We start from the raw sequence: 22,996 nt of genomic DNA, 5'->3' as shown, positions 1-22,996 counted from the left end.
ACATCCCGCGTGAACGCGCTGTCCGAACAGATCCTTTCCGAATTGCGCCACCTGCTGAGCGAGATGAGCGACGGCGGCAGCGTCGGTCCATCCGTCTACGACACGGCGCGAGCTCTGCAGTTCCACGGCAACGTCACCGGTCGGCAGGACGCATACGCGTGGCTCATCGCGCAGCAACAGGCCGATGGCGGATGGGGAAGCGCGGACTTCCCGCTGTTCCGCCATGCGCCCACGTGGGCGGCGTTGCTGGCATTGCAGCGTGCCGATCCTCTTCCCGGCACTGCCGACGCAGTCCAGGCTGCAACCCGGTTCCTCGAGCGCCAGCCCGATCCCTACGCGCATGCGGTGCCGGAAGACGCGCCGATCGGCGCGGAGCTGATCCTGCCGCAGTTGTGCGGCGAGGCCGCATCCTTGCTGGGCGGCGTGGCGTTTCCGCGCCACCCGGCGCTGTTGCCGTTGCGGCAAGCGTGCCTGGTCAAGCTGGGGGCGGTGGCGACGTTGCCGAGCGGCCATCCGTTGCTGCACTCCTGGGAAGCCTGGGGGACGTCGCCGACCACCGCATGCCCGGATGACGACGGCAGCATCGGCATCAGTCCGGCGGCCACCGTCGCGTGGCGTGCGCACGCCGTGACACAGGGAAGCACGCCGCACGTCGGGCGCGCCGACGCGTATCTGCAGGCGGCATCGCGGGCGACGCGCAGCGGCATCGAAGGTGTCTTTCCCAACGTCTGGCCGATCAATGTATTCGAGCCATGCTGGTCGCTGTACACCCTGCATCTGGCCGGGCTGTTCGCGCATCCCGCGCTCGCCGAGGCGGTGCTAGTGATCGTCGCGCAGCTCGACGCCCGCCTGGGCGTGCGCGGTCTGGGCCCGGCCTTGCACTTCGCGGCCGATGCGGACGACACCGCCGTTGCGATGTGCGTCCTGCGCCTTGCAGGCCGCGACCCGGCGGTCGATGCGTTGCGCCATTTCGAAATCGGCGAGCTGTTCGTCACCTTCCCCGGCGAGCGCAATGCCTCGGTGTCGACCAACATCCATGCCCTGCATGCGTTGCGACTGTTGGGAAAGCCCGCCGCCGGCACCAGCGCCTACGTGGAGGCCAATCGCAACCCGCACGGTCTATGGGACAACGAAAAATGGCACGTTTCGTGGCTGTATCCCACCGCGCATGCGGTCGCTGCGCTGGCGCAAGGCAAGCCCCAGTGGCGCGACGAGCGCGCGCTGGCGGCGCTCATGCAGGCGCAGCGCGACGACGGCGGCTGGGGCGCCGGTCGCGCGTCCACATTCGAGGAAACCGCCTATGCGCTGTTCGCGTTGCACGTGATGGACGGGAGCGAAGAGCCGACAGGGCGCCGGCGCATCGCGCAGGCGGTGGCGCGTGCGCTGGAGTGGATGCTCGCCCGCCATGCGGCGCATGCATTGCCGCAGACGCCGCTGTGGATCGGCAAGGAACTGTATTGCCCCACCCGGGTGGTGCGCGTGGCCGAACTCGCCGGGTTGTGGCTGGCGCTTCGTTGGGGGCGGCGCGTCCTGGCCGAGGGAGCAGGAGCGGCGCCATGATCCAGACCGAACGCGCGCTGCAGCAGGTGCTGGAGTGGGGGCATTCCCTGACCGGGTTCGCCGACGAGCATGCCGTGGAAGCGGTCAGGGGCGGCCAGTACATCCTGCAGCGCATCCACCCGGGCCTGCGCGACACCAGCGCCCGCACCGGCCGCGATCCGCAGGACGAAACGCTGATCGTGGCGTTCTATCGCGAACTGGCGCTGCTGTTCTGGCTCGACGATTGCAACGACCTTGGCCTGATCGCGCCGGAGCAGCTCGCGGCAGTGGAGCAGGCGCTGGGGCAGGGCGTGCCGTGCGCGCTCCCCGGATTCGAGGGCTGCGCTGTGCTGCGCGCTTCGCTGGCCGCGCTCGCCTACGATCGTCGCGACTATGCTCAGCTTCTCGACGATACCCGGTGCTACTGCGCGGCGCTGCGCGCCGGACACGCGCAGGCGGCAGGGGCGGAACGCTGGTCCTACGCCGAGTACCTGCACAACGGCATCGATTCGGTCGCCTACACGAACGTGTTCTGTTGCCTGTCGTTGCTGTGGGGGCTGGACATGGCGACCTTGCGCGCGCGTCCGGCGTTTCGCCAGATCCTGCGGCTCATCTCCGCGACAGGGCGCTTGCAGAACGATCTGCATGGACGCGAAAAGGATAGATCGGCCGGCGAGGCCGACAACGCGGCGATCCTGCTGCTGCAGCTCTATCCGGCTATGCCTGTGCTGGAGTTCCTCAACGACGAGCTGGCCGGCCATACGCGCATGCTGCACCGGGTGATGGCGGAAGAACGCTTTCCCGCGCCGTGGGGACCGTTGATCGAGGCCATGTTGGCCATCCGCGCGCACTACTACCAGACCTCAACCAGCCGCTACCGCAGCGACGCTGCGGGCGGAGGCCAGCGTGCGCCGGCCTGAACGCGGGGGAGGCGGCGGCGTGCGCGCGCTGCCGTCGGTCCGACCCGACGCAACGCCGTCGCCCGATGCGGCGGAAGGAGCGAGCATCAGCGACACCAACTTGAGCCGGCGCAAGGACGACCACCTGGACGTCGTGCTCAAGCGGCGAACGGCACCGGCCAAGGCCGCCGGCTGGGAGTACATCCGTTTCGAACACTGCGCATTGCCCGAGTTGGACCTGACGCAGATCGACCTGCGCGCCTCGCTGCTGGGCAAGATCATGCGCGCGCCGCTGCTGATCAGCTCCATGACCGGCGGCATGCCACGCGCCGAGACCATCAACCGGCATCTGAGCGAAGCAGCGCAAGCCTTGGGGATCGCCATGTGCGTCGGTTCGCAGCGCGTGAGCCTGCAATCCCGCAACTCCCAGGGGCTGACGCGCGCGCTGCGCCGCCTAGCCCCAGACATTCCCTTGCTGGCCAATATCGGCGCCGCGCAACTGCGCGAGGCCGACGGCCTGGACCTGGCGCGCCGGGCGGTGGATGCGCTGGAGGCCGATGGGCTCATCGTCCATCTCAATCCGCTGCAGGAAGCGGTACAGCCGGAGGGCGACCGCGACTGGCGCGGCGTCCTGGCGCAGATCGCTCGCGCCGCGCGCAGCGTGGGCGTGCCGATCGTGGCCAAGGAAGTGGGCTCGGGCCTGTCCGCCTCGGTGGCCTGTGCGCTCGTCGAGGCGGGCGTAGCGGTGATCGATGTCGCCGGCGCCGGCGGCACCAGTTGGGCCGCGGTGGAGGGCGAGCGCGCCCGCGATGCCGCCGACCGCGCAGTGGCGATGGCGTTCGCCGATTGGGGGATTCCGACCCCGGCCAGCGTGCAGGCGGTACGTCGGGCGCTGCCAGCGGTGAAGCTGATCGCGTCGGGCGGGATCCGCGACGGCGTCGACGTGGCCAAGGCTATCCGCCTGGGCGCGGACATCGCCGGGCAGGCAGCCGGCGTGCTGCGCGCGGCTTCGGTATCCACCGAGGCGGTTGTCGCGCATTTCGAGATCGTCATCCGCCAGTTGGCCGTCGCCTGCTTCTGCACCGGCTCGGCTGATCTGGCGGCGTTGCGTCAGGCGCGCTTGTTGCCCTCGGCGCATCTGCCCGTCGGTTGATGCCGGCGTCGCGCGCACGTGGCGGCGGGCGCCTATTCTTAATGAGTCAGAAAGTCGCGGATGCGGGGGATTCGGGCTGTAGGGTGCTGCTTCGGGATCAGGGAAGCGCCCCGCCGTGCCCGACTGGACAGCCGAGAGTGAAGCCGCATTCGACGCCTATGTCGATGCTTTGATCGGGGTGATCGGTCACGCCGACCGAGCTGAGCCCCTGAAGGGGTCGGAAGAAGGTGCACCGGGGGACCGGCAAGGAGCCGCCCGACGGTGGCCCTATGAACGCGAAAGAGACGAGCGATTTCAGCTGCCGGACGGCCCTCGTTCAACATGCCGATGATTTCGGAGCGCTGATAGGGAGTTAGTTTCGGACGGCGCATCGGCGCCGAGGTCAAAATAGCCGTACGCTAAATGTTCTTTCAGTTGGCCGTTTTCGAAGCAACGTACGCACCAGGCCCATTCGGCAGAACACCGGTGGGCGGCCGTAGCAGCTGTTCTCGGAGGAACGCCATTCGCTGTGCGGCGCTAAAGCCTCGGAGATCCTCGAATGAAGGATTGATCTCTTTGCATATCATTCTCTTCTTATATGATACGGGAACAGATCATCAAGTGTGACTTGCTCGCTGGATGAGATACCTTTGCGTATCATCGCGCATTGGAATAGATCGTAGGTATCATAATGGACTCTGAATCGGAAATTCTGCGCGAAATCGGCGGGCTTTTCAGGCAGGCGAGGCTGGCCGCTGCCATGACGCAGGAGCAGGTCGCTGATTTGGCGGGTATATCCCGTCCCCGCTATCGCGACATCGAAAAGGGAGCCGCAGCGGCGCGTGCGACGACGCTCATGAACATCGCTCGCGCGCTCGGTCTGGAAATGATGATGGTTCCGCAAGTCATGGTGCCTGCTGTCCAGGCCCTATTGCGTCCGAATGATGATGACGATCGACCCGCCTTTGTTCCTCAACCTGACGATGACGATCATGGCTCCAGTTTTTCGCGCACCTAAGACGATCCCGTCGCTGGACGTGCTCTTGAACGCACTGAAGATCGGCACAATCGTTAGGACGCCGGGCGATTTCAATGCATTCAACTTCGATGAGGCCTACCGCGCGACGGGCGGCTTTCCGGTTTTCAGCCTGTCGTTCCGGGCAGCGACGGGAGGATTGCGGAAACATCCGAAGCCTCTGGCGGGCGCCTTGCCCGCTTTTTCGCGAACCTTCTGCCGGAAGAGAAGTTGCGCGAGGCGATGGAAAAGCACCACGAAGGCAATGTGCGGCCAGGCAATGATTTCGATCTCTTAACGGCGCTGGGCGCCGATCTGCCGGGAGCCGTACGGGCGTTGCCCAGTGACGGCGCGATAGCGGTTTCGCAGGATGCTTCAAAGGATAAGCCCAAGGCACGGTTTTCACTTGCCGGCGGGCAGATGAAGCTGTCGGTCATGAAGAACACTGGAAAAGGCGGCGGCCTGACCTTGCCGATGGGCGACGAGCAGGGCCGGTATATCGCCAAGTTCCCTTCGATGGCGTTTCCGGGCGTTTCCGAGAACGAATTCGCCAACCTGGCGCTGGCTGCAGCAATCGGCATGGAGGTTCCTGAATGCGAACTGGTCGAGAAGTCCGATTTTGAGGGCGTTCCCGAAGAATTCAACACGCTGTCGGAGGGCAAGGTCCTTCTCGTCAAACGCTTCGATCGCGGCGCCGATGGCGAGAGGATACACATCGAGGATTTCGCTCAGGTCTTCGGTGTCTATCCCTCGCGCAAATATAAGGGAGCCGCTTATCACGACATAGCCTTGGCCCTTGGCGCGGCCGTCTCGCCTACGGCTGCTCTCGAATTCGTCCGCCGCCTGGTGCTGACGGTCATCACCGGCAATGGCGACGTGCACCTGAAGAACTGGTCTTTGATTTATCCCGGTAAGGGCGACAAGCCGGTGCTTGCACCAATCTACGACGTTCTGTCGACCGTGCCATATAGTCCCGCCGACGCCATGGCGCTTTCGCTTGGAGGGGAGCGCTCGTTCAAGGCGCTAGCAGCACCGCGATGGAAGGCATTTGCGAACCGCGCAAGGCTTCCGGAGCCGGCAGTCCTGAAGGCAGTGGTCGAGACCGTCGAACTCGTCAACGAGCACTGGTGGCATCTGCCTGAGCGCGACGTTGTCGCGGCGAAAGTGCTCGAGCGGATTGACGAACATGTGAAGGCGATGACGCCGATACTGAACTCCTGCGCCGATAAGTGAGCCGAGTCCCCTTGGGTTGGTGAAATGGCGGAATTATCGCCCGTGGCCCCGAATGGATGGCTGGATCGATGGTGTGCCAGCGGAGCGCGCAGATTCCGCGCAGTGTCGATGAGGACACGCGAGACCAAGCACGTCAGCTCGCCGGAACAGAAGGGTTCGCAGCATCCCGCAATTAACGCAAAGGGTCGAGATGCTGTTCGCCCATCTCAACACAACGATGCGGCTCGAATGAATGCGGTGACTGAGGATCGCGATCCGACGCTTTGTGTCGCCATTGTCGGGTCCGCTACATGGCTTGTTCCGACGATCCTTTCTTTGGCTTCAAGCTAAATACCTGAAAAGCAACCATAAAATTATTCTTCGGTTCGACCAGCCAAATTGGCACGAGTCTTGAAATCCTTGGGTGCGAGGCGGCGACAGCTGCCCGACCGGCATTCGTGTCGCGGCAGCCGCGATGAATGGAACGAAGGAAGGAAAGCTACATGTCAGGTCTGCGTCAGATCGCCTTTTACGGAAAGGGCGGCATCGGCAAGTCCACCACCTCCCAAAATACGCTCGCCGCCCTTGTCGACCTCGGGCAGAGAATCCTCATCGTCGGCTGCGACCCCAAAGCCGACTCCACCCGCCTGATCCTGAACGCAAAGGCGCAGGATACGGTCCTGCACCTCGCGGCTCAGGAAGGTTCGGTGGAAGACCTGGAACTCCAGGATGTGCTCAAGGTCGGCTACAAAGGCATCAAATGCGTGGAGTCGGGCGGCCCTGAGCCGGGTGTCGGCTGCGCCGGCCGCGGCGTGATCACCTCGATCAACTTCCTCGAGGAGAACGGTGCCTACGACGATGTCGACTATGTCTCCTACGACGTGCTCGGGGATGTGGTGTGCGGCGGTTTCGCGATGCCGATCCGCGAGAACAAGGCCCAGGAAATCTATATCGTCATGTCCGGCGAGATGATGGCGCTCTATGCCGCCAACAACATCGCCAAAGGCATCCTGAAATACGCCCATTCGGGCGGCGTGCGGCTCGGCGGCCTGATCTGCAACGAGCGCCAAACCGACCGCGAGCTCGACCTCGCCGAAGCGCTGGCTTCCAGGCTCAATTCCAAGCTCATCCACTTCGTGCCGCGCGACAACATCGTCCAGCACGCCGAACTCAGGAAGATGTCTGTCATCCAGTATGCGCCGGACTCCAAGCAGGCCGGGGAATACCGGGCGCTGGCCGAGAAGATCCATGCCAATTCGGGCCAGGGCACCATCCCCACCCCGATCACCATGGAGGAGCTCGAGGAAATGCTGCTCGACTTCGGCATCATGAAGACTGACGAGCAGATGCTTGCCGAGCTTCAGGTCAAGGAAGCGGCCAAGGCGGCCGCACAGTAACGACCGCTGCCGAACGAGGCGCGGCCTTGACCTGGCGCGCCTTTCAAAGAACGGCGCCTCGTTGGTGAGGCGTCACCCTGAACCTTGAAAGGGGTCCCATGAGCCTGGAATACGAGAATGACGGCGCCCTCCATGCGAAGCTTATCGAGGAGGTGCTGTCGCAATATCCTGACAAGGCGGCGAAGCGCCGCAAAAAGCACCTCAGCGTCGCAAAGAGCGGCGACGAGGCTGGCGAGGAAAACGAGGTCCTTTCCGAATGCGAGGTCAAATCGAACATCAAGTCCATCCCCGGGGTGATGACGATTCGCGGCTGCGCCTATGCCGGCTCGAAAGGCGTGGTGTGGGGTCCAGTCAAGGATATGGTCCATATCTCGCACGGCCCGGTCGGCTGCGGGCAATATTCCTGGTCTCAACGCCGCAACTACTACGTCGGCACGACGGGCATCGACACGTTCGTCACGATGCAGTTCACCTCCGATTTCCAGGAGAAGGACATTGTTTTTGGTGGCGACAAGAAGCTGGAACGGATCATCGACGAGATCGAGGAACTGTTTCCGCTGAACAAGGGCATGACTGTGCAATCCGAATGCCCGATCGGCCTGATTGGCGACGACACCGAAGCTGTGTCCCGCAACAAGGCCAAGGAGCACGAAAAAACGATCGTGCCGGTGCGCTGCGAGGGCTTCCGCGGCGTATCGCAATCCCTCGGCCACCACATCGCCAACGATGCGATCCGCGACTGGGTCTTCGAAAAGAAGGACATCGAGTTCGAGGCCGGCCCGTACGATGTCAATGTGATCGGCGACTATAATATCGGCGGCGACGCCTGGGCTTCGCGCATCCTGCTCGAGGAGATGGGCCTGCGCGTGGTCGGCAACTGGTCGGGCGACGCTACGCTGGCCGAAATAGAGCGAGCGCCGAAGGCCAAGCTCAATCTCATCCATTGCTACAGGTCGATGAACTACATCTGCCGGCATATGGAGGAAAAGTATGGCATCGACTGGATGGAGTATAATTTCTTCGGCCCCTCCCAGACTGAAGCCTCTCTGCGCAAGATAGCCAAGCATTTCGGGCCGGAAATCGAGGCCAAGGCCGAGGCGGTCATCGCCAAATACCGGCCCCTGGTCGATGCGGTCATAGCCAAATACCGGCCGCGCCTCGAAGGCAGGACGGTGATGCTCTATGTCGGCGGGCTGCGCCCCCGTCACGTTGTCACGGCATATGAGGACCTGGGCATGGTTATTGTAGGCACTGGCTACGAATTTGGCCATAACGACGACTATCAGCGTACCGGCCATTACGTGAAGAAAGGCACGCTGATCTATGACGACGTGACTGGTTACGAGCTGGAGAAGTTCATCGAGGGGATCCGTCCTGATCTCGTTGGCTCCGGCATCAAAGAAAAGTACCCGGTCCAGAAGATGGGCATACCGTTCCGTCAAATGCATTCCTGGGATTATTCCGGCCCGTATCACGGCTACGACGGCTTCGCCATCTTCGCCCGCGACATGGATCTGGCCATCAACAACCCGGTCTGGAACCTCTACGACGCCCCCTGGAAGAAAAAAGCCGAGCCGTCGGCGGCGATCGCAGCCGAATGAAAACCTGGCCTCCTGGAAGCCGGGAGGCCGTTGAACGCCTGTGGCCCTTTGTCCGCGGGAGACCTGAAACGTTTCGACGTCCCTGTGCCGCCGTATGGCGGGCCAGATGGAAAGAGGTAACCACCCATGCCGCAGTCGGCTGAAAAAGTTCTCGACCACGCGCCCCTGTTCCGCGAGCCGGAATACAGGCAGATGCTCGCCGAGAAGAGGCTGAATTTCGAATGTCCTCACCCGGACCAGATCGTTACCGACCAACGCGAATTCACCAAGACGTGGGAATACCGCGAAAAGAACCTTGCTCGCGAAGCGCTTGTCGTGAACCCCGCCAAGGCCTGCCAGCCGCTCGGCGCGGTGTTCGCGGCCGCAGGCTTCGAGCGAACCATGTCCTTCGTCCACGGCAGCCAGGGCTGCGTGGCCTATTACCGCTCGCACCTGTCGCGCCATTTCAAGGAGCCTGCTTCGGCAGTTTCCTCTTCGATGACCGAGGACGCGGCAGTGTTCGGTGGTCTGAAGAACATGGTCGACGGGCTCGCCAACACGTACCAACTCTACGACCCGAAGATGATCGCCGTCTCGACCACTTGTATGGCAGAGGTCATTGGCGACGACCTGCACAGCTTCATCGAGAACGCCAAGGACGAAGGCTCGGTCCCGCGCGACTTCGACGTGCCCTTCGCCCACACGCCCGCCTTCGTCGGTAGCCATGTCGACGGCTATGACGTTGCGGTCAAGGGCATTTTGGAGCATTTCTGGAAAGGCGAAGAGCGAAAGGAAGCCGAGGCAACCCTCAACATCATTCCGGGCTTCGACGGCTTCTGTGTCGGCAACAACCGGGAACTCAAGCGCCTGCTCGATCTGATAGGCGTGTCCTATACCTTCATCCAAGACGCCTCTGACCAGTTCGACACGCCGTCGGACGGCGAATACCGCATGTACGACGGCGGCACGAAGATCGAAGACGTGAGGAAAGCACTCAACGCCGAGGCGACACTTTCGCTACAGCATTACAACACCCGAAAAACACTGGAGTATTGCGAGGAGGTCGGGCAGGCGACGGCCTCTTTCCATTACCCGCTCGGTGTCCAGGCGACCGACGACTTCCTCGTGGAGGTCTCCGCGATTTCCGGCAAGCAGATCCCCGAGGCAATCCGCCTGGAGCGCGGCCGACTGGTTGACGCCATGGCGGACAGCCAATCCTGGCTGCACGGTAAGAAATACGCCATCTACGGTGATCCGGACTTTGTCTACGCCATGGCCCGCTTCATCATGGAGACGGGCGGCGAGCCGACCCATTGCCTCGCCACCAACGGCACCTCGGCATGGGAAGCAGAGTTGAAGGAACTGCTTGCATCATCGCCCTTCGGCAAGGATGCTCAAGTCTGGGCGGGCAAGGACCTCTGGGCGATGCGCTCGCTGCTCTTCACCGAGCCGGTGGACCTGCTGATCGGCAACTCCTATGGCAAGTATCTGGAGCGCGACACCGGCACGCCGCTGATCCGGCTGACGTTTCCGATCTTCGACCGCCACCATCACCATCGGTTTGCGCTTATGGGCTATCAAGGCGGGTTGCGCGTACTGACGACGATCCTCGACAAGATCTTCGACAAGCTCGATCGCGAGACAAGCGAGACGGGCGTGACGGACTATTCGTATGACCTCACCCGCTAAGGGTGGGCGGCCGGCTCTTCGGTGAGGCCGGTCGTCTTCCCCATGGACTTTGGAGACCGACGCAATGTCCTCGCTCAGAGCCAAAATCCAGGATGTCTTCAACGAGCCCGCCTGCGAGCAGAACCGCGGCAAGGATGCCAAGGCGCGCAAGGAGGGCTGTTCGAAGCCACTGACCCCCGGGGCGGCGGCCGGCGGCTGTGCCTTCGATGGCGCCAAGATCGTGCTGCAGCCGATCACCGACGTCGCGCACCTGATCCATGCGCCGCTCGCCTGCGAAGGGAATTCCTGGGACAACCGCGGTGCGGCTTCGTCCGGGCCAACGCTGTGGCGCACAAGCTTCACGACCGACCTCACCGAACTCGATGTTGTGATGGGGCAGGGCGAGCGGAAGCTCTTCAAAGCGATCCGCGAGATCAAGGAAGCGTATGGGCCGCCGGCTATTTTCGTCTATCCGACCTGCGTGACGGCGCTGATCGGCGATGATATCGAGGCCGTCTGCAAGCGCGCGGCGGAAAAGTTCGGCCTGCCGGTGGTGCCGGTCAATGCGCCGGGCTTCGTCGGCTCCAAGAATCTCGGCAACAAGCTTGCCGCCGAGGCGTTGCTCGATCATGTCATCGGCACGGCGGAGCCCGATGATGCCGGCCCTTACGACATCAATATCCTTGGCGAATTCAACCTCTCGGGGGAATTCTGGCTGGTGAAGCCGCTCCTTGATCGGCTGGGCATCCGGGTGCGCGCCTGCATTCCGGGCGACGCGCGCTACCTCGACATTGCCTCCGCGCACCGCGCCCGGGCGGCTATGGTGGTGTGCTCGACCGCGCTCATCAATCTCGCCCGCAAGATGGAGCAGCGCTGGGATATTCCGTTCTTCGAGGGCTCCTTCTACGGCATGACCGACACCTCGGAAGCGCTCCGACAGATCTCTCAGCTGCTCGTGAAGAAGGGTGCCGATCCGGAGATCCTCGGCCGCACCGAGGCATTGATTGCAGATGAGGAGGCGATCGCTTGGAAGAAGCTCGCGGCCTACCGGCCGAGGCTCGAAGGCAAGCGCGTGCTGCTCAACACGGGCGGAGTCAAATCCTGGTCGGTCGTCCATGCGCTAATGGAGATCGGCATCGAGATCGTCGGCACCTCTGTCAAGAAGTCGACCGTCGAAGACAAGGAGCGCATCAAGCAGATCCTCAAGGACGATAACCACATATTCGAGCAGATGGCGCCGCGCGAACTTTACGCCACGCTCTCAGAACACAAGGTCGATATCATGCTGTCGGGCGGGCGCACGCAATTCATCGCGCTGAAGGCCAAGACACCCTGGCTCGATATCAACCAGGAGCGCCAACACCCTTACGCCGGCTATGACGGCATGGTGGAACTCGTACGCCAGATTGACCTCGCCATTCATAACCCGATCTGGTGGCAGGTGCGGGAGCCGGCACCATGGGATTGCCAGCCTGCGATGAAGGACGAACTGCCGAGCACAAAGAGCGAGACCGCGACCGTCCAGGCTTTCAAGAAATTCGCCGGCACGACGGCCGACGATTTCGGCGAGTGTTGAGGAAAGCCGATGGTCCGCATCCTTCCCCAGACCAAAGCGGCGGCGGTCAATCCGCTGAAGTCATCGCAGCCGTTGGGTGCCGCCTTGGCCTTCCTTGGGGTCGACGGCGCGATGCCGTTGTTCCACGGCAGCCAGGGGTGCACCAGCTTCGCGCTCGTGCTCTTCGTGCGGCATTTCAAGGAAGCCATCCCCTTGCAGACAACAGCGATGGACGAGGTGGCGACGATCCTCGGCGGGGCAGACCATCTGGAAGAGGCGATCCTCAACCTCAAGGCCCGCACCAAGCCAACGCTGATCGGGGTCTGCACCACAGCGCTGGTGGAAACACGGGGCGAAGACTGCGCAGGAGATGTCGCCAGCATCAGGCTAAAGCGCACGGAAGAACTCGCGGGTACGGAGGTGGTGCTAGCCAACACACCGGATTTCGACGGCGCGATCGAAGAGGGCTGGGCCAAGGCTGTCACCGCGATGATCGAAAGGATTACGCGGCCCGGCGAGCAGGCGCGGCAGTCGAAGAAGATCGTGATCCTGCCTGGCTGGAACCTCACTGTGGCTGATATCGAGCATTTGCGTGAGATGATTGAAAGCTTTGGACTTAAGCCGGTGATTCTGCCGGACGTCTCCGGCTCGCTCGACGGTACGGTGCCCGACCGCTGGATCACGACCACCTACGGCGGCACCAGCGTCGAGGATATCCGCGAGCTTGGCACGGCCGAGCAATGCGTCGTCATCGGTGAGCATATGCGCCGCCCGGCCGAGCTGCTTCAGAGGTTGACCGGCGTGCCTTACGTGCTGTTCCGGTCACTGACTGGATTGAAGGACGCCGACCGGTTCGTCTCTCTGCTATCTACGGTTTCGGGCGCGGCGGCGCCGGCTGGGGTGCGCCGTCGCCGGGCGCAGTTGCAGGACGCGTTACTCGACGGACATTTCCATTTTGGAGGCAAGAAAATTGCGATCGCTGCTGAACCAGACCAACTCTACCAACTCGCGAGCTTCTTCATCGGCATGGGCTCCGAAATCGCGGCGGCGGTCGCCACGACCGATATGTCGAAAATTTTGGAGGAAGTGCCAGCGCAGTCGGTTCAAATCGGCGATCTCGGCGATTTGGAAGCTCTTGGCGCCGGCGCTGATCTTCTCGTCACCCATTCCCACGGCCGCCAGGCGGCGCAGCGCCTCGGCATTCCGCTCATGCGGGTCGGCTTCCCGATCTTCGACCGGCTCGGCAGTCAGCACCAGCTCACAATCCTCTACCAGGGGACCCGCGACCTGATCTTCGAGGTTGCCAACATTTTTGAAGCCAACCGGCACGCGCCGACGCCTGAGGCGCTTGATCCACTCCGTAAGCGAGAAATACCAGATGAGCTCCGTTCGTCGCCTCTCGCTCGTCACTGACGAGGTTCACGCACCGACGCCGGAACGCCAAGCCGGCGCATTGCGCGTGGCGATCGCCACGCAGGACATGAAGAACCTCAACGCCCATTTCGGTTCGGCCAGGCGCTTTGCTGTCTACGACGTGATGCGCGAGGAGTGGAAGCTCGTCGAGGCCGTGGCCTTCGATGACGTTTCGGACGAGAGCGGGAAGCACCCAACTGAGGGCGATGACCGCATCACCCCGAAGGTGGAGGCGCTGAAGGGATGTCATCTCCTGTTTTGTCTGGCGATCGGCGGACCTTCGGCAGCCAAGGTTGTTTCGGCAAAAATTCATCCGATCAAAGTGCCGCACCCCCAAAGCATCCAAGAGGTGCTGTTGCGCACGCAGATGATGCTCAGGACGTGTCCTCCCCCTTGGCTGCGCAAGGTGCTGGCGCAGGCGGGTGTCGCCGAACAGAAACCGTCGTTCGAGAACGAGGACTGAAATGAGGAGTGGGCGAAATGTCTGACGTCGTGGTTAGCCCTGCTGTCGCCGAAGACGAGGCGGCCCTTGCCACCCCGTTCGTCAAATGCCTCGTGCGGCTGGTCCGGGCTCATGATTCCCACGGGTCTTGGGAAGGCAAATCGAACGCCGAGCTGCTGGGCGACTTCATTATCACCAGGGAGCAGCGCCGTGCGATCCCGATCATCGGCGATCCCGATCCGGACGTGCTGTGGAGGCTCGAGATGTTTTACACCGCCGTCGGGCTTGCGATCGAGGAGCGCTCCGGCCTGATGGCATCGCCGATGATGGAGATGAGCCATGAGGGCTTTGGGCGCGTGCTTCTCACGGCCGGGCGGTTGGTCGTCATGTCGAAGACCCTGCGCGACGTCCACCGGTTCGGCTTCGAGACGTTCTGGGAACTCGCCGCGGCCGGTACCAAACTGGCCGGCGATGCGACCGCAGACATTGAGGCTCATCCCGAGGTGGCGCGGGCGTGATGGAACCGATTTTCGATCAAGGGGATCATGTCAGGCCTTGAGGGGGCCAGTCCTCTCAATCGAGGCGGTCGAGGCCGATGTGGTTCTTGGGGTAGCGCTGATGAAGCCACTGGTCTTGATCTGTTCGCAAGATGCGGAGTTGTATCTGTTCCTCAGCCACATTCTGGGGGTGGACGGCTTCACGAGTGAGCCGGCAGGCGGCGTGAAGGAAGCACTTGCATTGGCTGATGAACGGGAGCTCCAGGCGGTCGTGCTGGACTGCGGGCCAGCAAGCGCGACAGGTTCCACAATCTGCGCCCGGTTCAAGGGGGAGCCCCGGACCGGCGGCCTGCCCGTAATTGCGCTGATCGCGCCCGGCGCCGAGAACCAGCACCTCGATCTATTGAAGGCAGGTATTGACGAGAGCTTTGTGCGGCCCTTCGCGCCGGCCAAGCTGCTCGACTGTCTACGGACGAAGTTGGCGCTGCCGAAGCCGGGTTCGAACGGGATTGAAAACGGCGGCTGGATCTCCTGTGGCGACCTTGAGATAAGGCTCGATGCCCACCGCGTTCGGGGTAATGGCCACGAAGTCCACCTTGGGCCGATCGAGTTCAACTTGCTGCGGCTTTTGCTTGAGACTCCCGGCAAGGTCTTCACCAGAGACGAGCTGATCAGCGCGGCCTGGCCGGCCAATATCCATGTCGGTGTACGCACCGTGGATGTCCATATCAGCCGGCTCAGAAGGGCTCTGAAGGCGGCCTCCCCCTCCAGCGTCATTCGTACCGTCAGGTCGGCCGGCTACTCGCTCGAGTGGCCGGACGGCTGAATAGATAACCGATGTGGTGCCACTCCGCATTTCCGCCGTGCTGAGGGCAAGTCTTGCGGCTTCGAAACGCGCCGGCAGGTACGACATATTCAGAAAGAAGCGGTCAAATGGCTTTCAGAAGCGTACTCAGTGTGACGGGAGCTGACCACTCCGATCAGGATGTCAGAACAGCTGCCAGCTTGTGTGCCGAAGTCGGCGCATATCTGTCCGTCCTGATTATGTCGCCTCCGCCGGTCGTTACGTCGCCTCCGCCGCTAGGCGATGGCATCCCTGAGTGGCCTGAACAACACGCAAAGGCGATTGCCAGATTGGAAAAACGGTACAGGCAAATCGAGACATTTTCACAGGACATAGCCAGTCTGGAAAAAACATCCAGGGAAATTCACAAACTGCTGAGAGCCACGTGGCGGTGCTATGATGTCGATATTGCCAACTGCGATCAGGCCAGCATCGGTGACGCGGTGCGACAGCGGGCGCTCTGCAACGACCTGACAATCGTCGGCCCCGCACTTCTCAACGTCATTAATCTCGGACCCCTTTGTTATCAATGGCAGCCTGTTCGATACCGGAAAGCCGGTGCTTGTCGTGCCGGAGGGCGCTGAGGCGACTCTGTCGCCACGGCGCGTGCTGGTCGGCTGGGATTCGCGAGTCGAGGCGTCCCGTTCGGTTCGGGAAGCGCTGGATGTGCTAGCCGGTGCTGAGGAAGTTCGTGTCGCCCTCGTCGATCCTGTGGCGACCTGGATCGGAAGCGGCGCCGAGCCGGGAGCCGACATCGCTGCCTATCTCACTCGGCACGGTGCTCGGGTGTCGGTTGACCGGCTGGCGAGCGCCGGCAAACCGGTGGCTATGGTGCTCGCGCAGCACGCAATCGACACGTCTGTCGATATGATAGTCATGGGAGCTTATGGCAGCCGCCGGCTGCGCGAGCGGCTCTTCGGCGGCGTGACGAGATGGATAGTTGGGAAGCCGCCATTGCCGCTGTTTTTGGCTCGCTGACGGGTCCGAAGAAGCACCGACGCTGTTCGAAACGCTACCCACTGGGTCACTATCCTGATGCCAAGTCGGAGAAGACCGCGGCAAACGCGCAAGTTTCGCGAAGCTCCTCGAGCCAATCTGCAATCGCCGTCGCCGAGAGCATCGCGGACGTCTCGCGTTCGGGGTTCTGCTCGCCCGAGATGATCCATAACGCGGAGACCAACACCGGGCAGAGATATGGGCAGTCCTCAACGCAGTGAAGATCACGGCTTCGCAGGTCGGCGTCAGGTCAAAGAGAGTCGTTCAGCGCGGCAGGCCGAGTTCCGATCCGTAGCGGCATCGTATGGGCGGTATCATGATCTCTGCTGACTACTGGCCGGGAGCTGAACAACGCGATGACCGTGCCGAGGCCGACGCCCCTCAATTTCGAGTCGGGACGGTCGGACTCTTGCCGGGTTCGGCAGGAATCGATCGTATCAATCACGTTGTCACCGTCTGGCACGATAGCCGGGTTAGGGGTGAGGACGGCCGCATCTTCAGCGGTTCAGTCGGTCCGGGCCCGACCCGCGTGGCGACCGAGCGGTCTTTGGGCCTGGTCAAATTCCGACAACTTTAACATTCGCACCAAGCGGTCCCTGCAGCGCCTGAGCACAGGGAACACGGAAAATATCGGCACAAAGCAGGAACCCCGGAGAGTTCACCGGCCGGCACTCATCCTGGCCTTTTTCGCCACGACATCATTATCGATCTGAGGTGGCGGTATTGGCGAGCTATAGCGGGACCGGCTTCGGTCGTGAAGAACTCCCATGACGCCAGCCCAGAATTTCAACGCAAGGCGGGCGAGGGGGCAGAGGGCGCGCTCGGATGGAGCGGCCCCTTGCATCGCAAATTGTGAGATCGCTACCGCCTCCGGACCGGAACGGCAAGAAGCTCAAGCTAGAATTTGTGACGTGAGCGGACGATGACGACGAGCCTGGCGGCAGCCAACGCAGTCATGATGTCCATCTCGTCCCTCACCCCGAATGCATGTTGAATGGTGCGTGGCTAGGCTTTTCTGGCGACGCGAAGCGCGTGATGCTTGTCCAAAAACTGACAGCGGCAGAAAACATGTCGGGTTCAATACCACCGGCCATCTTGGCAGATCGAGGCTTTTGAACGGTCAATCATGGGGTTACTGCGCGCTGAGCGCGCTGGCACGGCCTTTGCGAATTGAGATGCGGCAACTGAGGGAAAGCTGGCTGCACGCAGGCGCGCGAGACGAGAGCCGCTCTCCTTTCCTTGAGTTCTTGTGCCCCTCTCTAAGAGGGAAACAAGCCCGCGCATAAAGTCGCGCGACCTGTGGCGACAGCTCTGGAGAGCAAAATGGTGTTGCGGATGGAGTCACCGGCTCCTTCAATCAAAGTGGAGAACTGGCTGCGTGGTGAGCCCCTTACGAACTTCCAGCCCGGCAAAGTCTATATCGTCGAATTTTGGGCAACTTGGTGCGGACCATGTGTGTCGGCGATGCCCCATCTGATGCAGCTGCAGGAGAAATACAAGGACAGCGGACTTGAGGTCCTCGGGATCGCGGCTGATGAAGACGCTCCAACAGCCGTCGAGGCCCGAACCAAGTTGGACGCGTGGTTGACCGAAAAATGCTCGAATCTGAACTATCGGATAGCGTTCGACTACACAGGCAAAATGAACATGCTTTGGATGGAGCCCAGCTTTTCTGTCGGGATTCCGACCTCGTTCATTGTCGACCGAGACGGCCACATCGCCTTTATAGGTCATCCGAGCCAACTCGATGAGTTTTTGCCGAAAGTGCTCAACGGCAGCTGGCGCACCAGCAACAAAGCGAAAGCCGCCGATCAGGAGCGGATCGCCACTCACCATCGCATAGCGCGCGAACAAGTGTTGAAGAACCCGATCGATGCCAGGTTCTGGGCGGCGGTGAAGTTAGAAGATTGGAAGACGGCGCTCTGGGCGATCGAAGAGGGCATCGCCTTGATGCCCGACGACATCAATTTCCGCCTGGCTCATGCGCACCTGTTGCTTCACAAAATACAAGACATGTGGACCGGCTTGCCTGTGATGCGCCAATTGGTCCGCGACGCGATCGACAAGAACTCCCAGGATTGGATGGTTTCGGCGTTAGACCAACTTTTCCATCCGGCCAATGACCATTCGCGCCTTCCCCCCGCTGAGCGCTTCGCGATGGGCAAGGAGCTGTCCGAACACATTCTGGCACTGAATCCCCCGCAAGGCGACAGCCCTAAGTTCCGGTCTTATCCCGCGGTCGCCCGGTACTATTGCGAGAACGGCAACAACGATCGCGCGATCGAGTTGGTCGAATTGACACTGAAGTCGCTGGACGGTCCGGAGCCTATCCCGGACGAACTGAAAGAGCACCTTCTACCGGATTTGCTGCAGGCCCTGGCCAACTACAGAGGCGGGAAGGTTTGTTACGGCGCTCTCTGTGCGGCTCCGCAAAACAAGCTTCCCGGAGGTGCCAAAGCGCGGCCGGGCGAGAAGAATACTTAAGAAGGGGGGTGGTCGGAATGTTTACTGGCCGGTTCATCCATTTCCCTGGCCTGGCCGCAGCAAGCAGGCCCCATGCAGCACAGGGCGGATCGTTTGCAGCAGGTTCGAGGTTCGTATCTTGCGATGACCTGCGGCCGCATCGCGGCGGAAGTGATGTTCGACGCGAATTGGGGCCGCGGTGGAAGACCTCGCAGTCGAGGACGTCTTTAAGGTCGACCACAGGGACATCAATTGCGTGGAATCGGCCGCCCCGAGCCGGACGTCGGCTGCGCAAGTGTGCCCGGAGTAGGCGTCCCCGAAAACAGACATCGTGCTTCGAGGAAGAGGACTGAAATGAGGAGAAGGCGAAATGTCTGATACCGCAACCAGCCCTGCCGTCAACGAGGACGAGGCGGCCCTTGCCACACCGTTCGTCAGATGCCTCGTGCGGCTGATCCGTGCTCAAGACTCCTACGGCTCGCGGGAAGGCAAATCGGACGCCGAACTGCTGGCCGACTTCATCATCACCAGAAAACAGCGCCGTGCGATGCCTGTCATCGGCGATCCCGAGCCGGACGTGCTGTGGAGGCGCGACATGTTCTACACCACCGTCGGGCTCGCGATCGAGGAGCGCTCCGGCCTTGATGACATCGCCAATGACGGAGATGAAACCCATGGGGACTTCGGACGCCTGGTGTTCACGGCCGGGCGGTTGGTCGCTCTGTCGAGACATCCACCGGTTCGGCTTCGAGACCTTCAGGAAGCTCGCGGAGGCCGGTACGAAACTGGTCGACGATGCGACTGCAGCCATTGAAGCCTATCCCGGCGTGGCGCCGGCGTGATGAACCGATTTCGAGGAAGGGTTTATGTCAAAGCTAGATGAGATGGGGAAGAAAGTCCGAAAGCTTCAGCTGCGCGCGGCAGTTGCCAAGATGAAATTGCGCGACCTTGCAGAGGATCTCCCGGGAAAATGGACGGAGATAGAAGAAGTTGCCGAGGAAACGTCCGCCGTTTTTGCCGAGTTGGATGGTGCCAAGAGAGAGCTCGCTGCAATGAAGAAGTTACGATGAGGAGCACATTCACCACCCGCGACGGCTCCGGATGGATGCCGGAATATCTCACCGCCATAGACGGCACGACCTGCATCGGCTGCGGCCGCTGTTTCAAGGTCTGCTCGCGCGAGATCATGCATCTTTACGGCGTCGATGACGCGGGTGAAATCCTCGGCGCCTGCGACGACGAGGATGACGATTTCGACGGCGAGCTCAATCGCATGATCATGGTCGTCGATCATGCCGGCCGCTGCATTGGCTGCGGAGCCTGCGCCCGCGTCTGCCCGAAGAACTGCCAGACCTATGTTGCGGCCGACCAGGTCGCAGCATGATCCGAGGAGACAAAACCAGGTGAACGGCGTTGCCCTTTAGAGTCTTTTGTCGCGTCTTGGGAATGGTGCTGTGCAGCAACGCTCTGACTGTCTACTTCGCTTCTCTTTCCATCCGCACGGTGGTGGTCACAACGCTGGCTTGTTCAGTGCTCCTTCAGCTGGCGTATTTCGCGAGCGTGCTCTTTCTGATCTGGCGGTCTGGCTGCGCTAACAGAGCTGGCGAAATGGCTGAGCATTTCGTGGTTCCAAGAAAGTAGGATGCCATCCAGATTATGATGAGGTGAGGAATGGCGAAGATTGATTCATTATGCACCCCCTCTTCAAATGGCGGGAAACAGCGATTTCTGATTATCCTCGTTGATGATACGCGGAGTATTGCGCGCCAAATCGGCCTTGATCCGTTCGTCTTCGAGGTCGCTGGCGCGGATCTGGTAGGGTGCGCCGCGCATGACCTGCTCGGCAGGCAAGAGGCCATCCCTGATGAACCGGCGGATTTTGACGTGCGAGACTCCAAGCCGGGCGGCCGCGTCCGACATGGTGAGCCACTCGCCATTCTTGTCGGAAGAGCGATAGCCGCTGATCTTGTGCACCGTGCGCAGCGATTGGACGCGACGCGCGGTCCAGGTCTTTCCCTGACCGGTCTGCATGCCCATGCGGTTGAGTGTGGCAGCGATTTCGGCATCCGACCATCGGGTTGCCATGGATCGCATGATCGCCAGAGCCTCCTCAGGCGTACGCTGGCCATGCTCTCCGGATTTGGGCTTGCGAACCCGTACCTGCGAGTGCTGGCCTCCGTGCCAGTGGATGGTCAAGATCACGTCGCGCGCATCGTCATCGACATCCGCCACGATGTCCTTGATGAGCGCGCGCAGCAGTTGCTGACGACAGCGCATGTCGACACCCGGCGCGTTCCAGGTGGCCTCGAGATTCTGGGCGAGGCCCGTGAAGTCCGGAACCGCGTCGACAGGCTCCACACGCTGGACTTCGCTCAGCCGGGCCTCGCAGGTCTCCACGCGCCTGAGCGTGGCTTCCCAACTCCTCTCGAGCTGGGCCGCAATAAGCCGGTTCTCCGGGTCGCAAGCGGCATAGCGGCGCTCGGCGAGCGATGCCTCATAGCGCGCCTGCTGCAGGTCCATCTCGATCATCTGCCGCCGCTTGGCTTCGCTCTCCAGCTGCATCCGTTCAGCCTCCAACGCCGCTTCGATCGCCATCGGCGCAACCGCCTCCAGCGCTTCGCGGGTCACCGCCGCGTCGGTGCGAAAGCCGTTGAACGACATGCATCGCGCCTGGGCCATCATGAGGTTGCCGCGCTCGCAGCGATATACCGGATAACCTTGGCCGCGTCCGGCATACATGACAACCAGTCTTCGCCCGCATCGACCACAGGAGATGAGACCGGGGAGCAGTGCGCGACCGCCGCGGCCCGACTTGACGCCGCCGGCTTTGCCATAAGCGTTGGCCGCGAGCAGTTCCTGGTTCCGTTCGTACTCGCTCCATCCGATGTAGCCTTCGTGATGGTCGTTGAGCACCACCGCCCACTCGCTAGCCGGCTTGTAATGGCCATAGCTCTTGCGAACGCGGCCATCGACGATCTCAGTGCGCTTCTCGCTCTTACCATAGACATAGGCGCCGGCGTAGAATGGGTTCTTCAGGATCGAGATCACGTTGCGGTAGCGGATCGGAACCCAGTCGAAGGACACCATCTTCTTGCCGTCGGAGGGTCTGGGGAAATGCACGTCATCGTCGATCATCGAGATCAGGACCTGGCGCGCACTGCCGAGTTCGCGGAAGCGCGCGAATATCAGGCGAATGGTCTCCTGCAGGCGCATGTCGGGATCGAACCCGAGACCTAATCGCGGTGCCAGACATAGCCGAAAGGCACGGAGATGCGCAGTTCCCCGCGCTGTGCCTTGGCGCGGGCGGCCTCGTACATTCGGGCACGCAGCACGCCGAGCTCGAACTCGCTGATGCTGCCCTTCATACTGAGCAGCAGGCGGTCGTTCGGCAATCCCGGATCGTAGACTCCGTCCAGATCGATCACGCGTGCATCAACTTCGCCGCACAACTCGAGCAGCCGATGCCAGTCCGGCCCGTTGCGCGACAGGCGGGACGCCTCCAGGCAAAGCACGGCGCCCACATGGCCGGTGCACAGATCGTCGACCAGGCGCTCGAAACCGGGACGCTCCACAGCCCCGCTTGCGGTTCGTCCCAGATCCTCGTCGATCACCTCTACTTTGCGGAATCCCCAGCGCCGCGCGACGTCGACAAGCTCATATTGCCGACGTTGGCTCTCAAGGTTGAGCTGGACCTGCGCCTGAGTGGACTGACGCACATAGACGACAGCCTTGCGCTTGAGGACGGCAGTTGGAATCAGATTACCGCTCGTCATCGCAGCTCTCCTCCGTCACGATGCCGGCGGCCGCCATCAGCACATTGGCGAGCCGGACGATCACTATGGTCCGTTGCGCTGAACTCAGCCCGTTCAGCTTCTGCGAGTCGAGCGGCAAGCTGAGTTGGCGAACGACCACGAGAGATCGTGTCGGTGGTGGCAGGGTTCTCATGTTGCGCCTCCGCGATGGTGAAACCATCCGGAGAGCCTCGCCGGAAACGGCGCTGGATCAAGAGCTTGTTCAGTTCAAGCAGTGCAGCAAGCGATACGCGCGGGGAGCCCAGATCCATTGCTGCGCACGCCACGGGATCGATCATCCAGGCCGGAGCGGTAATGACATGCCCCGGCACGATGACGAGATGAATGATCCGACCTTATGCGTCGGGCGAGATTATGTGGCGGAGCCGCCCTGACCCCTTTCGGGCCGGCCAAACCCAGGATAGTGTGCTGAAGGTTCTGCAAAAAGTTTTGGAGAGAGAGAACGGCGCTTGCTCTGAGGGGCGAGCGGCCATGGCACGGTGGTGACGTTGCGATCACCGATTCCCGTGGAAGGGGAAGTGCCATGACCAAT

Annotated in this window: 20 protein-coding genes and 3 pseudogenes; 20 read left to right on the top strand and 3 right to left on the bottom strand. The window is 62.0% G+C overall.

The features are described 5' to 3' along the window. The first annotated feature begins 9 nt into the window (after nucleotides 1–9). From NKJ28_RS25520 to fni, 3 genes are read left to right on the top strand one after another with little or no spacing between them, the layout of a single operon-like run. Nucleotides 10–1,560, top strand: coding sequence for a hypothetical protein (locus NKJ28_RS25520; RefSeq protein WP_352637386.1), 1,551 nt, complete (start codon nucleotides 10–12; stop codon nucleotides 1,558–1,560). Next, entirely contained in the window at nucleotides 1,557–2,459 is a 903-nt protein-coding gene (locus NKJ28_RS25515) for a terpene synthase family protein (protein ID WP_352637385.1), read from the top strand. The genes NKJ28_RS25520 and NKJ28_RS25515 overlap by 4 nt, the downstream gene beginning before the upstream one ends. Nucleotides 2,460–2,487: 28 nt before the next feature. Continuing rightward, nucleotides 2,488–3,591 (top strand): type 2 isopentenyl-diphosphate Delta-isomerase, encoded by a 1,104-nt coding sequence (gene fni / locus NKJ28_RS25510; protein WP_502902218.1) that lies wholly within the window; start codon nucleotides 2,488–2,490, stop codon nucleotides 3,589–3,591. A 38-nt stretch (nucleotides 3,592–3,629) separates the two neighbouring features. Here the strand turns inward: fni and NKJ28_RS25505 are convergent, their stop codons facing one another. Continuing rightward, nucleotides 3,630–3,962 (bottom strand): helix-turn-helix domain-containing protein, encoded by a 333-nt coding sequence (locus NKJ28_RS25505; protein ID WP_352637383.1) that lies wholly within the window; start codon nucleotides 3,960–3,962, stop codon nucleotides 3,630–3,632. A 299-nt stretch (nucleotides 3,963–4,261) separates the two neighbouring features. Between NKJ28_RS25505 and NKJ28_RS25500 the strand changes: the two genes are divergently transcribed. The 17 genes and pseudogenes from NKJ28_RS25500 to NKJ28_RS25420 all read left to right on the top strand — a co-directional run bounded on the left by NKJ28_RS25500 (nucleotide 4,262) and on the right by NKJ28_RS25420 (nucleotide 20,293). Then, the gene (locus NKJ28_RS25500; protein WP_352503065.1) at nucleotides 4,262–4,588 is read left to right on the top strand and encodes a helix-turn-helix domain-containing protein; all 327 of its coding nucleotides are present in this window, start codon (nucleotides 4,262–4,264) and stop codon (nucleotides 4,586–4,588) included. Then, a pseudogene (locus NKJ28_RS25495) lies at nucleotides 4,563–5,818 on the top strand (type II toxin-antitoxin system HipA family toxin). Before NKJ28_RS25500 ends, NKJ28_RS25495 begins: the two are co-directional and overlap by 26 nt. Nucleotides 5,819–6,300: 482 nt before the next feature. Next, the gene (gene nifH / locus NKJ28_RS25490; RefSeq protein ID WP_352565966.1) at nucleotides 6,301–7,194 is read left to right on the top strand and encodes a nitrogenase iron protein; all 894 of its coding nucleotides are present in this window, start codon (nucleotides 6,301–6,303) and stop codon (nucleotides 7,192–7,194) included. Between the two features lie 98 nt (nucleotides 7,195–7,292). Then, nucleotides 7,293–8,795: a nitrogenase molybdenum-iron protein alpha chain gene (gene nifD / locus NKJ28_RS25485; protein ID WP_352472437.1), complete on the top strand. Its 1,503-nt coding sequence runs from the start codon at nucleotides 7,293–7,295 to the stop codon at nucleotides 8,793–8,795. A gap of 126 nt (nucleotides 8,796–8,921) precedes the next feature. Beyond that, nucleotides 8,922–10,463: a nitrogenase molybdenum-iron protein subunit beta gene (gene nifK, locus NKJ28_RS25480; protein ID WP_352637379.1), complete on the top strand. Its 1,542-nt coding sequence runs from the start codon at nucleotides 8,922–8,924 to the stop codon at nucleotides 10,461–10,463. Between the two features lie 64 nt (nucleotides 10,464–10,527). Beyond that, nucleotides 10,528–12,018, top strand: a complete 1,491-nt coding sequence (gene nifE, locus NKJ28_RS25475) for a nitrogenase iron-molybdenum cofactor biosynthesis protein NifE (RefSeq protein WP_352637378.1) — start codon at nucleotides 10,528–10,530, stop codon at nucleotides 12,016–12,018. Between the two features lie 9 nt (nucleotides 12,019–12,027). Further along, nucleotides 12,028–13,410 carry a nitrogenase iron-molybdenum cofactor biosynthesis protein NifN gene (gene nifN / locus NKJ28_RS25470; protein ID WP_352637377.1) on the top strand — a complete coding sequence of 461 codons (1,383 nt, stop codon included), beginning with the start codon at nucleotides 12,028–12,030 and terminating at the stop codon, nucleotides 13,408–13,410. Next, nucleotides 13,376–13,873, top strand: coding sequence for a nitrogen fixation protein NifX (gene nifX / locus NKJ28_RS25465; protein ID WP_352637376.1), 498 nt, complete (start codon nucleotides 13,376–13,378; stop codon nucleotides 13,871–13,873). The genes nifN and nifX overlap by 35 nt, the downstream gene beginning before the upstream one ends. Nucleotides 13,874–13,890: 17 nt before the next feature. Continuing rightward, entirely contained in the window at nucleotides 13,891–14,370 is a 480-nt protein-coding gene (locus NKJ28_RS25460) for a NifX-associated nitrogen fixation protein (RefSeq protein WP_352637374.1), read from the top strand. Nucleotides 14,371–14,470: 100 nt separating this feature from the next. Further along, a complete protein-coding gene (locus tag NKJ28_RS25455) occupies nucleotides 14,471–15,175 on the top strand; it encodes a response regulator transcription factor (RefSeq protein ID WP_352637373.1) in 705 nt (234 codons plus the stop codon). Nucleotides 15,176–15,282: 107 nt separating this feature from the next. After that, nucleotides 15,283–15,777 carry a hypothetical protein gene (locus NKJ28_RS25450; protein WP_352637372.1) on the top strand — a complete coding sequence of 165 codons (495 nt, stop codon included), beginning with the start codon at nucleotides 15,283–15,285 and terminating at the stop codon, nucleotides 15,775–15,777. Further along, entirely contained in the window at nucleotides 15,752–16,171 is a 420-nt protein-coding gene (locus tag NKJ28_RS25445) for a universal stress protein (protein WP_352637371.1), read from the top strand. The genes NKJ28_RS25450 and NKJ28_RS25445 overlap by 26 nt, the downstream gene beginning before the upstream one ends. Before the next feature lie 1,341 nt (nucleotides 16,172–17,512). After that, a complete protein-coding gene (locus tag NKJ28_RS25440; protein ID WP_352637369.1) occupies nucleotides 17,513–18,673 on the top strand; it encodes a TlpA disulfide reductase family protein in 1,161 nt (386 codons plus the stop codon). 349 nt (nucleotides 18,674–19,022) lie between these two features. Then, nucleotides 19,023–19,494, top strand: a pseudogene (locus NKJ28_RS25435) (NifX-associated nitrogen fixation protein). Between the two features lie 24 nt (nucleotides 19,495–19,518). Continuing rightward, nucleotides 19,519–19,722, top strand: coding sequence for a CCE_0567 family metalloprotein (locus NKJ28_RS25430; RefSeq protein ID WP_023801957.1), 204 nt, complete (start codon nucleotides 19,519–19,521; stop codon nucleotides 19,720–19,722). Beyond that, nucleotides 19,719–20,036 carry a ferredoxin III, nif-specific gene (gene fdxB / locus NKJ28_RS25425; RefSeq protein ID WP_352637368.1) on the top strand — a complete coding sequence of 106 codons (318 nt, stop codon included), beginning with the start codon at nucleotides 19,719–19,721 and terminating at the stop codon, nucleotides 20,034–20,036. The genes NKJ28_RS25430 and fdxB overlap by 4 nt, the downstream gene beginning before the upstream one ends. Before the next feature lie 62 nt (nucleotides 20,037–20,098). Further along, a complete protein-coding gene (locus NKJ28_RS25420; RefSeq protein ID WP_352637443.1) occupies nucleotides 20,099–20,293 on the top strand; it encodes an exopolysaccharide production repressor protein in 195 nt (64 codons plus the stop codon). Between the two features lie 63 nt (nucleotides 20,294–20,356). On the opposite strand, the pseudogene NKJ28_RS25415 reads toward NKJ28_RS25420, so the two are convergent. Further along, a pseudogene (locus tag NKJ28_RS25415) lies at nucleotides 20,357–22,425 on the bottom strand (recombinase family protein). Further along, nucleotides 22,412–22,597 (bottom strand): hypothetical protein, encoded by a 186-nt coding sequence (locus NKJ28_RS25410; RefSeq protein WP_352637367.1) that lies wholly within the window; start codon nucleotides 22,595–22,597, stop codon nucleotides 22,412–22,414. The pseudogene NKJ28_RS25415 and the gene NKJ28_RS25410 overlap by 14 nt, the downstream one beginning before the upstream one ends. Nucleotides 22,598–22,996 lie beyond the last annotated feature (399 nt).

The organism is Mesorhizobium sp. M0145 (assembly GCF_040322355.1).
GTDB lineage: Bacteria > Pseudomonadota > Alphaproteobacteria > Rhizobiales > Rhizobiaceae > Mesorhizobium.
This window is presented reverse-complemented; position numbering and strand designations above follow the sequence as displayed.

Coding starts and splice junctions, on each gene's coding strand:
- NKJ28_RS25515 (WP_352637385.1), top strand. CDS start 1,557: ATGATCCAGACCGAACGCGCGCTGCAGCAGGTGCTGGAGTGGGGGCAT.
- NKJ28_RS25505 (WP_352637383.1), bottom strand. CDS start 3,962: ATGCGCCGTCCGAAACTAACTCCCTATCAGCGCTCCGAAATCATCGGC.
- NKJ28_RS25500 (WP_352503065.1), top strand. CDS start 4,262: ATGGACTCTGAATCGGAAATTCTGCGCGAAATCGGCGGGCTTTTCAGG.
- nifH (WP_352565966.1), top strand. CDS start 6,301: ATGTCAGGTCTGCGTCAGATCGCCTTTTACGGAAAGGGCGGCATCGGC.
- nifD (WP_352472437.1), top strand. CDS start 7,293: ATGAGCCTGGAATACGAGAATGACGGCGCCCTCCATGCGAAGCTTATC.
- nifK (WP_352637379.1), top strand. CDS start 8,922: ATGCCGCAGTCGGCTGAAAAAGTTCTCGACCACGCGCCCCTGTTCCGC.
- nifE (WP_352637378.1), top strand. CDS start 10,528: ATGTCCTCGCTCAGAGCCAAAATCCAGGATGTCTTCAACGAGCCCGCC.
- nifN (WP_352637377.1), top strand. CDS start 12,028: ATGGTCCGCATCCTTCCCCAGACCAAAGCGGCGGCGGTCAATCCGCTG.
- nifX (WP_352637376.1), top strand. CDS start 13,376: ATGAGCTCCGTTCGTCGCCTCTCGCTCGTCACTGACGAGGTTCACGCA.
- NKJ28_RS25460 (WP_352637374.1), top strand. CDS start 13,891: ATGTCTGACGTCGTGGTTAGCCCTGCTGTCGCCGAAGACGAGGCGGCC.
- NKJ28_RS25455 (WP_352637373.1), top strand. CDS start 14,471: ATGAAGCCACTGGTCTTGATCTGTTCGCAAGATGCGGAGTTGTATCTG.
- NKJ28_RS25450 (WP_352637372.1), top strand. CDS start 15,283: ATGGCTTTCAGAAGCGTACTCAGTGTGACGGGAGCTGACCACTCCGAT.
- NKJ28_RS25440 (WP_352637369.1), top strand. CDS start 17,513: ATGGTGTTGCGGATGGAGTCACCGGCTCCTTCAATCAAAGTGGAGAAC.
- NKJ28_RS25430 (WP_023801957.1), top strand. CDS start 19,519: ATGTCAAAGCTAGATGAGATGGGGAAGAAAGTCCGAAAGCTTCAGCTG.
- fdxB (WP_352637368.1), top strand. CDS start 19,719: ATGAGGAGCACATTCACCACCCGCGACGGCTCCGGATGGATGCCGGAA.
- NKJ28_RS25420 (WP_352637443.1), top strand. CDS start 20,099: ATGGTGCTGTGCAGCAACGCTCTGACTGTCTACTTCGCTTCTCTTTCC.
- NKJ28_RS25410 (WP_352637367.1), bottom strand. CDS start 22,597: ATGAGAACCCTGCCACCACCGACACGATCTCTCGTGGTCGTTCGCCAA.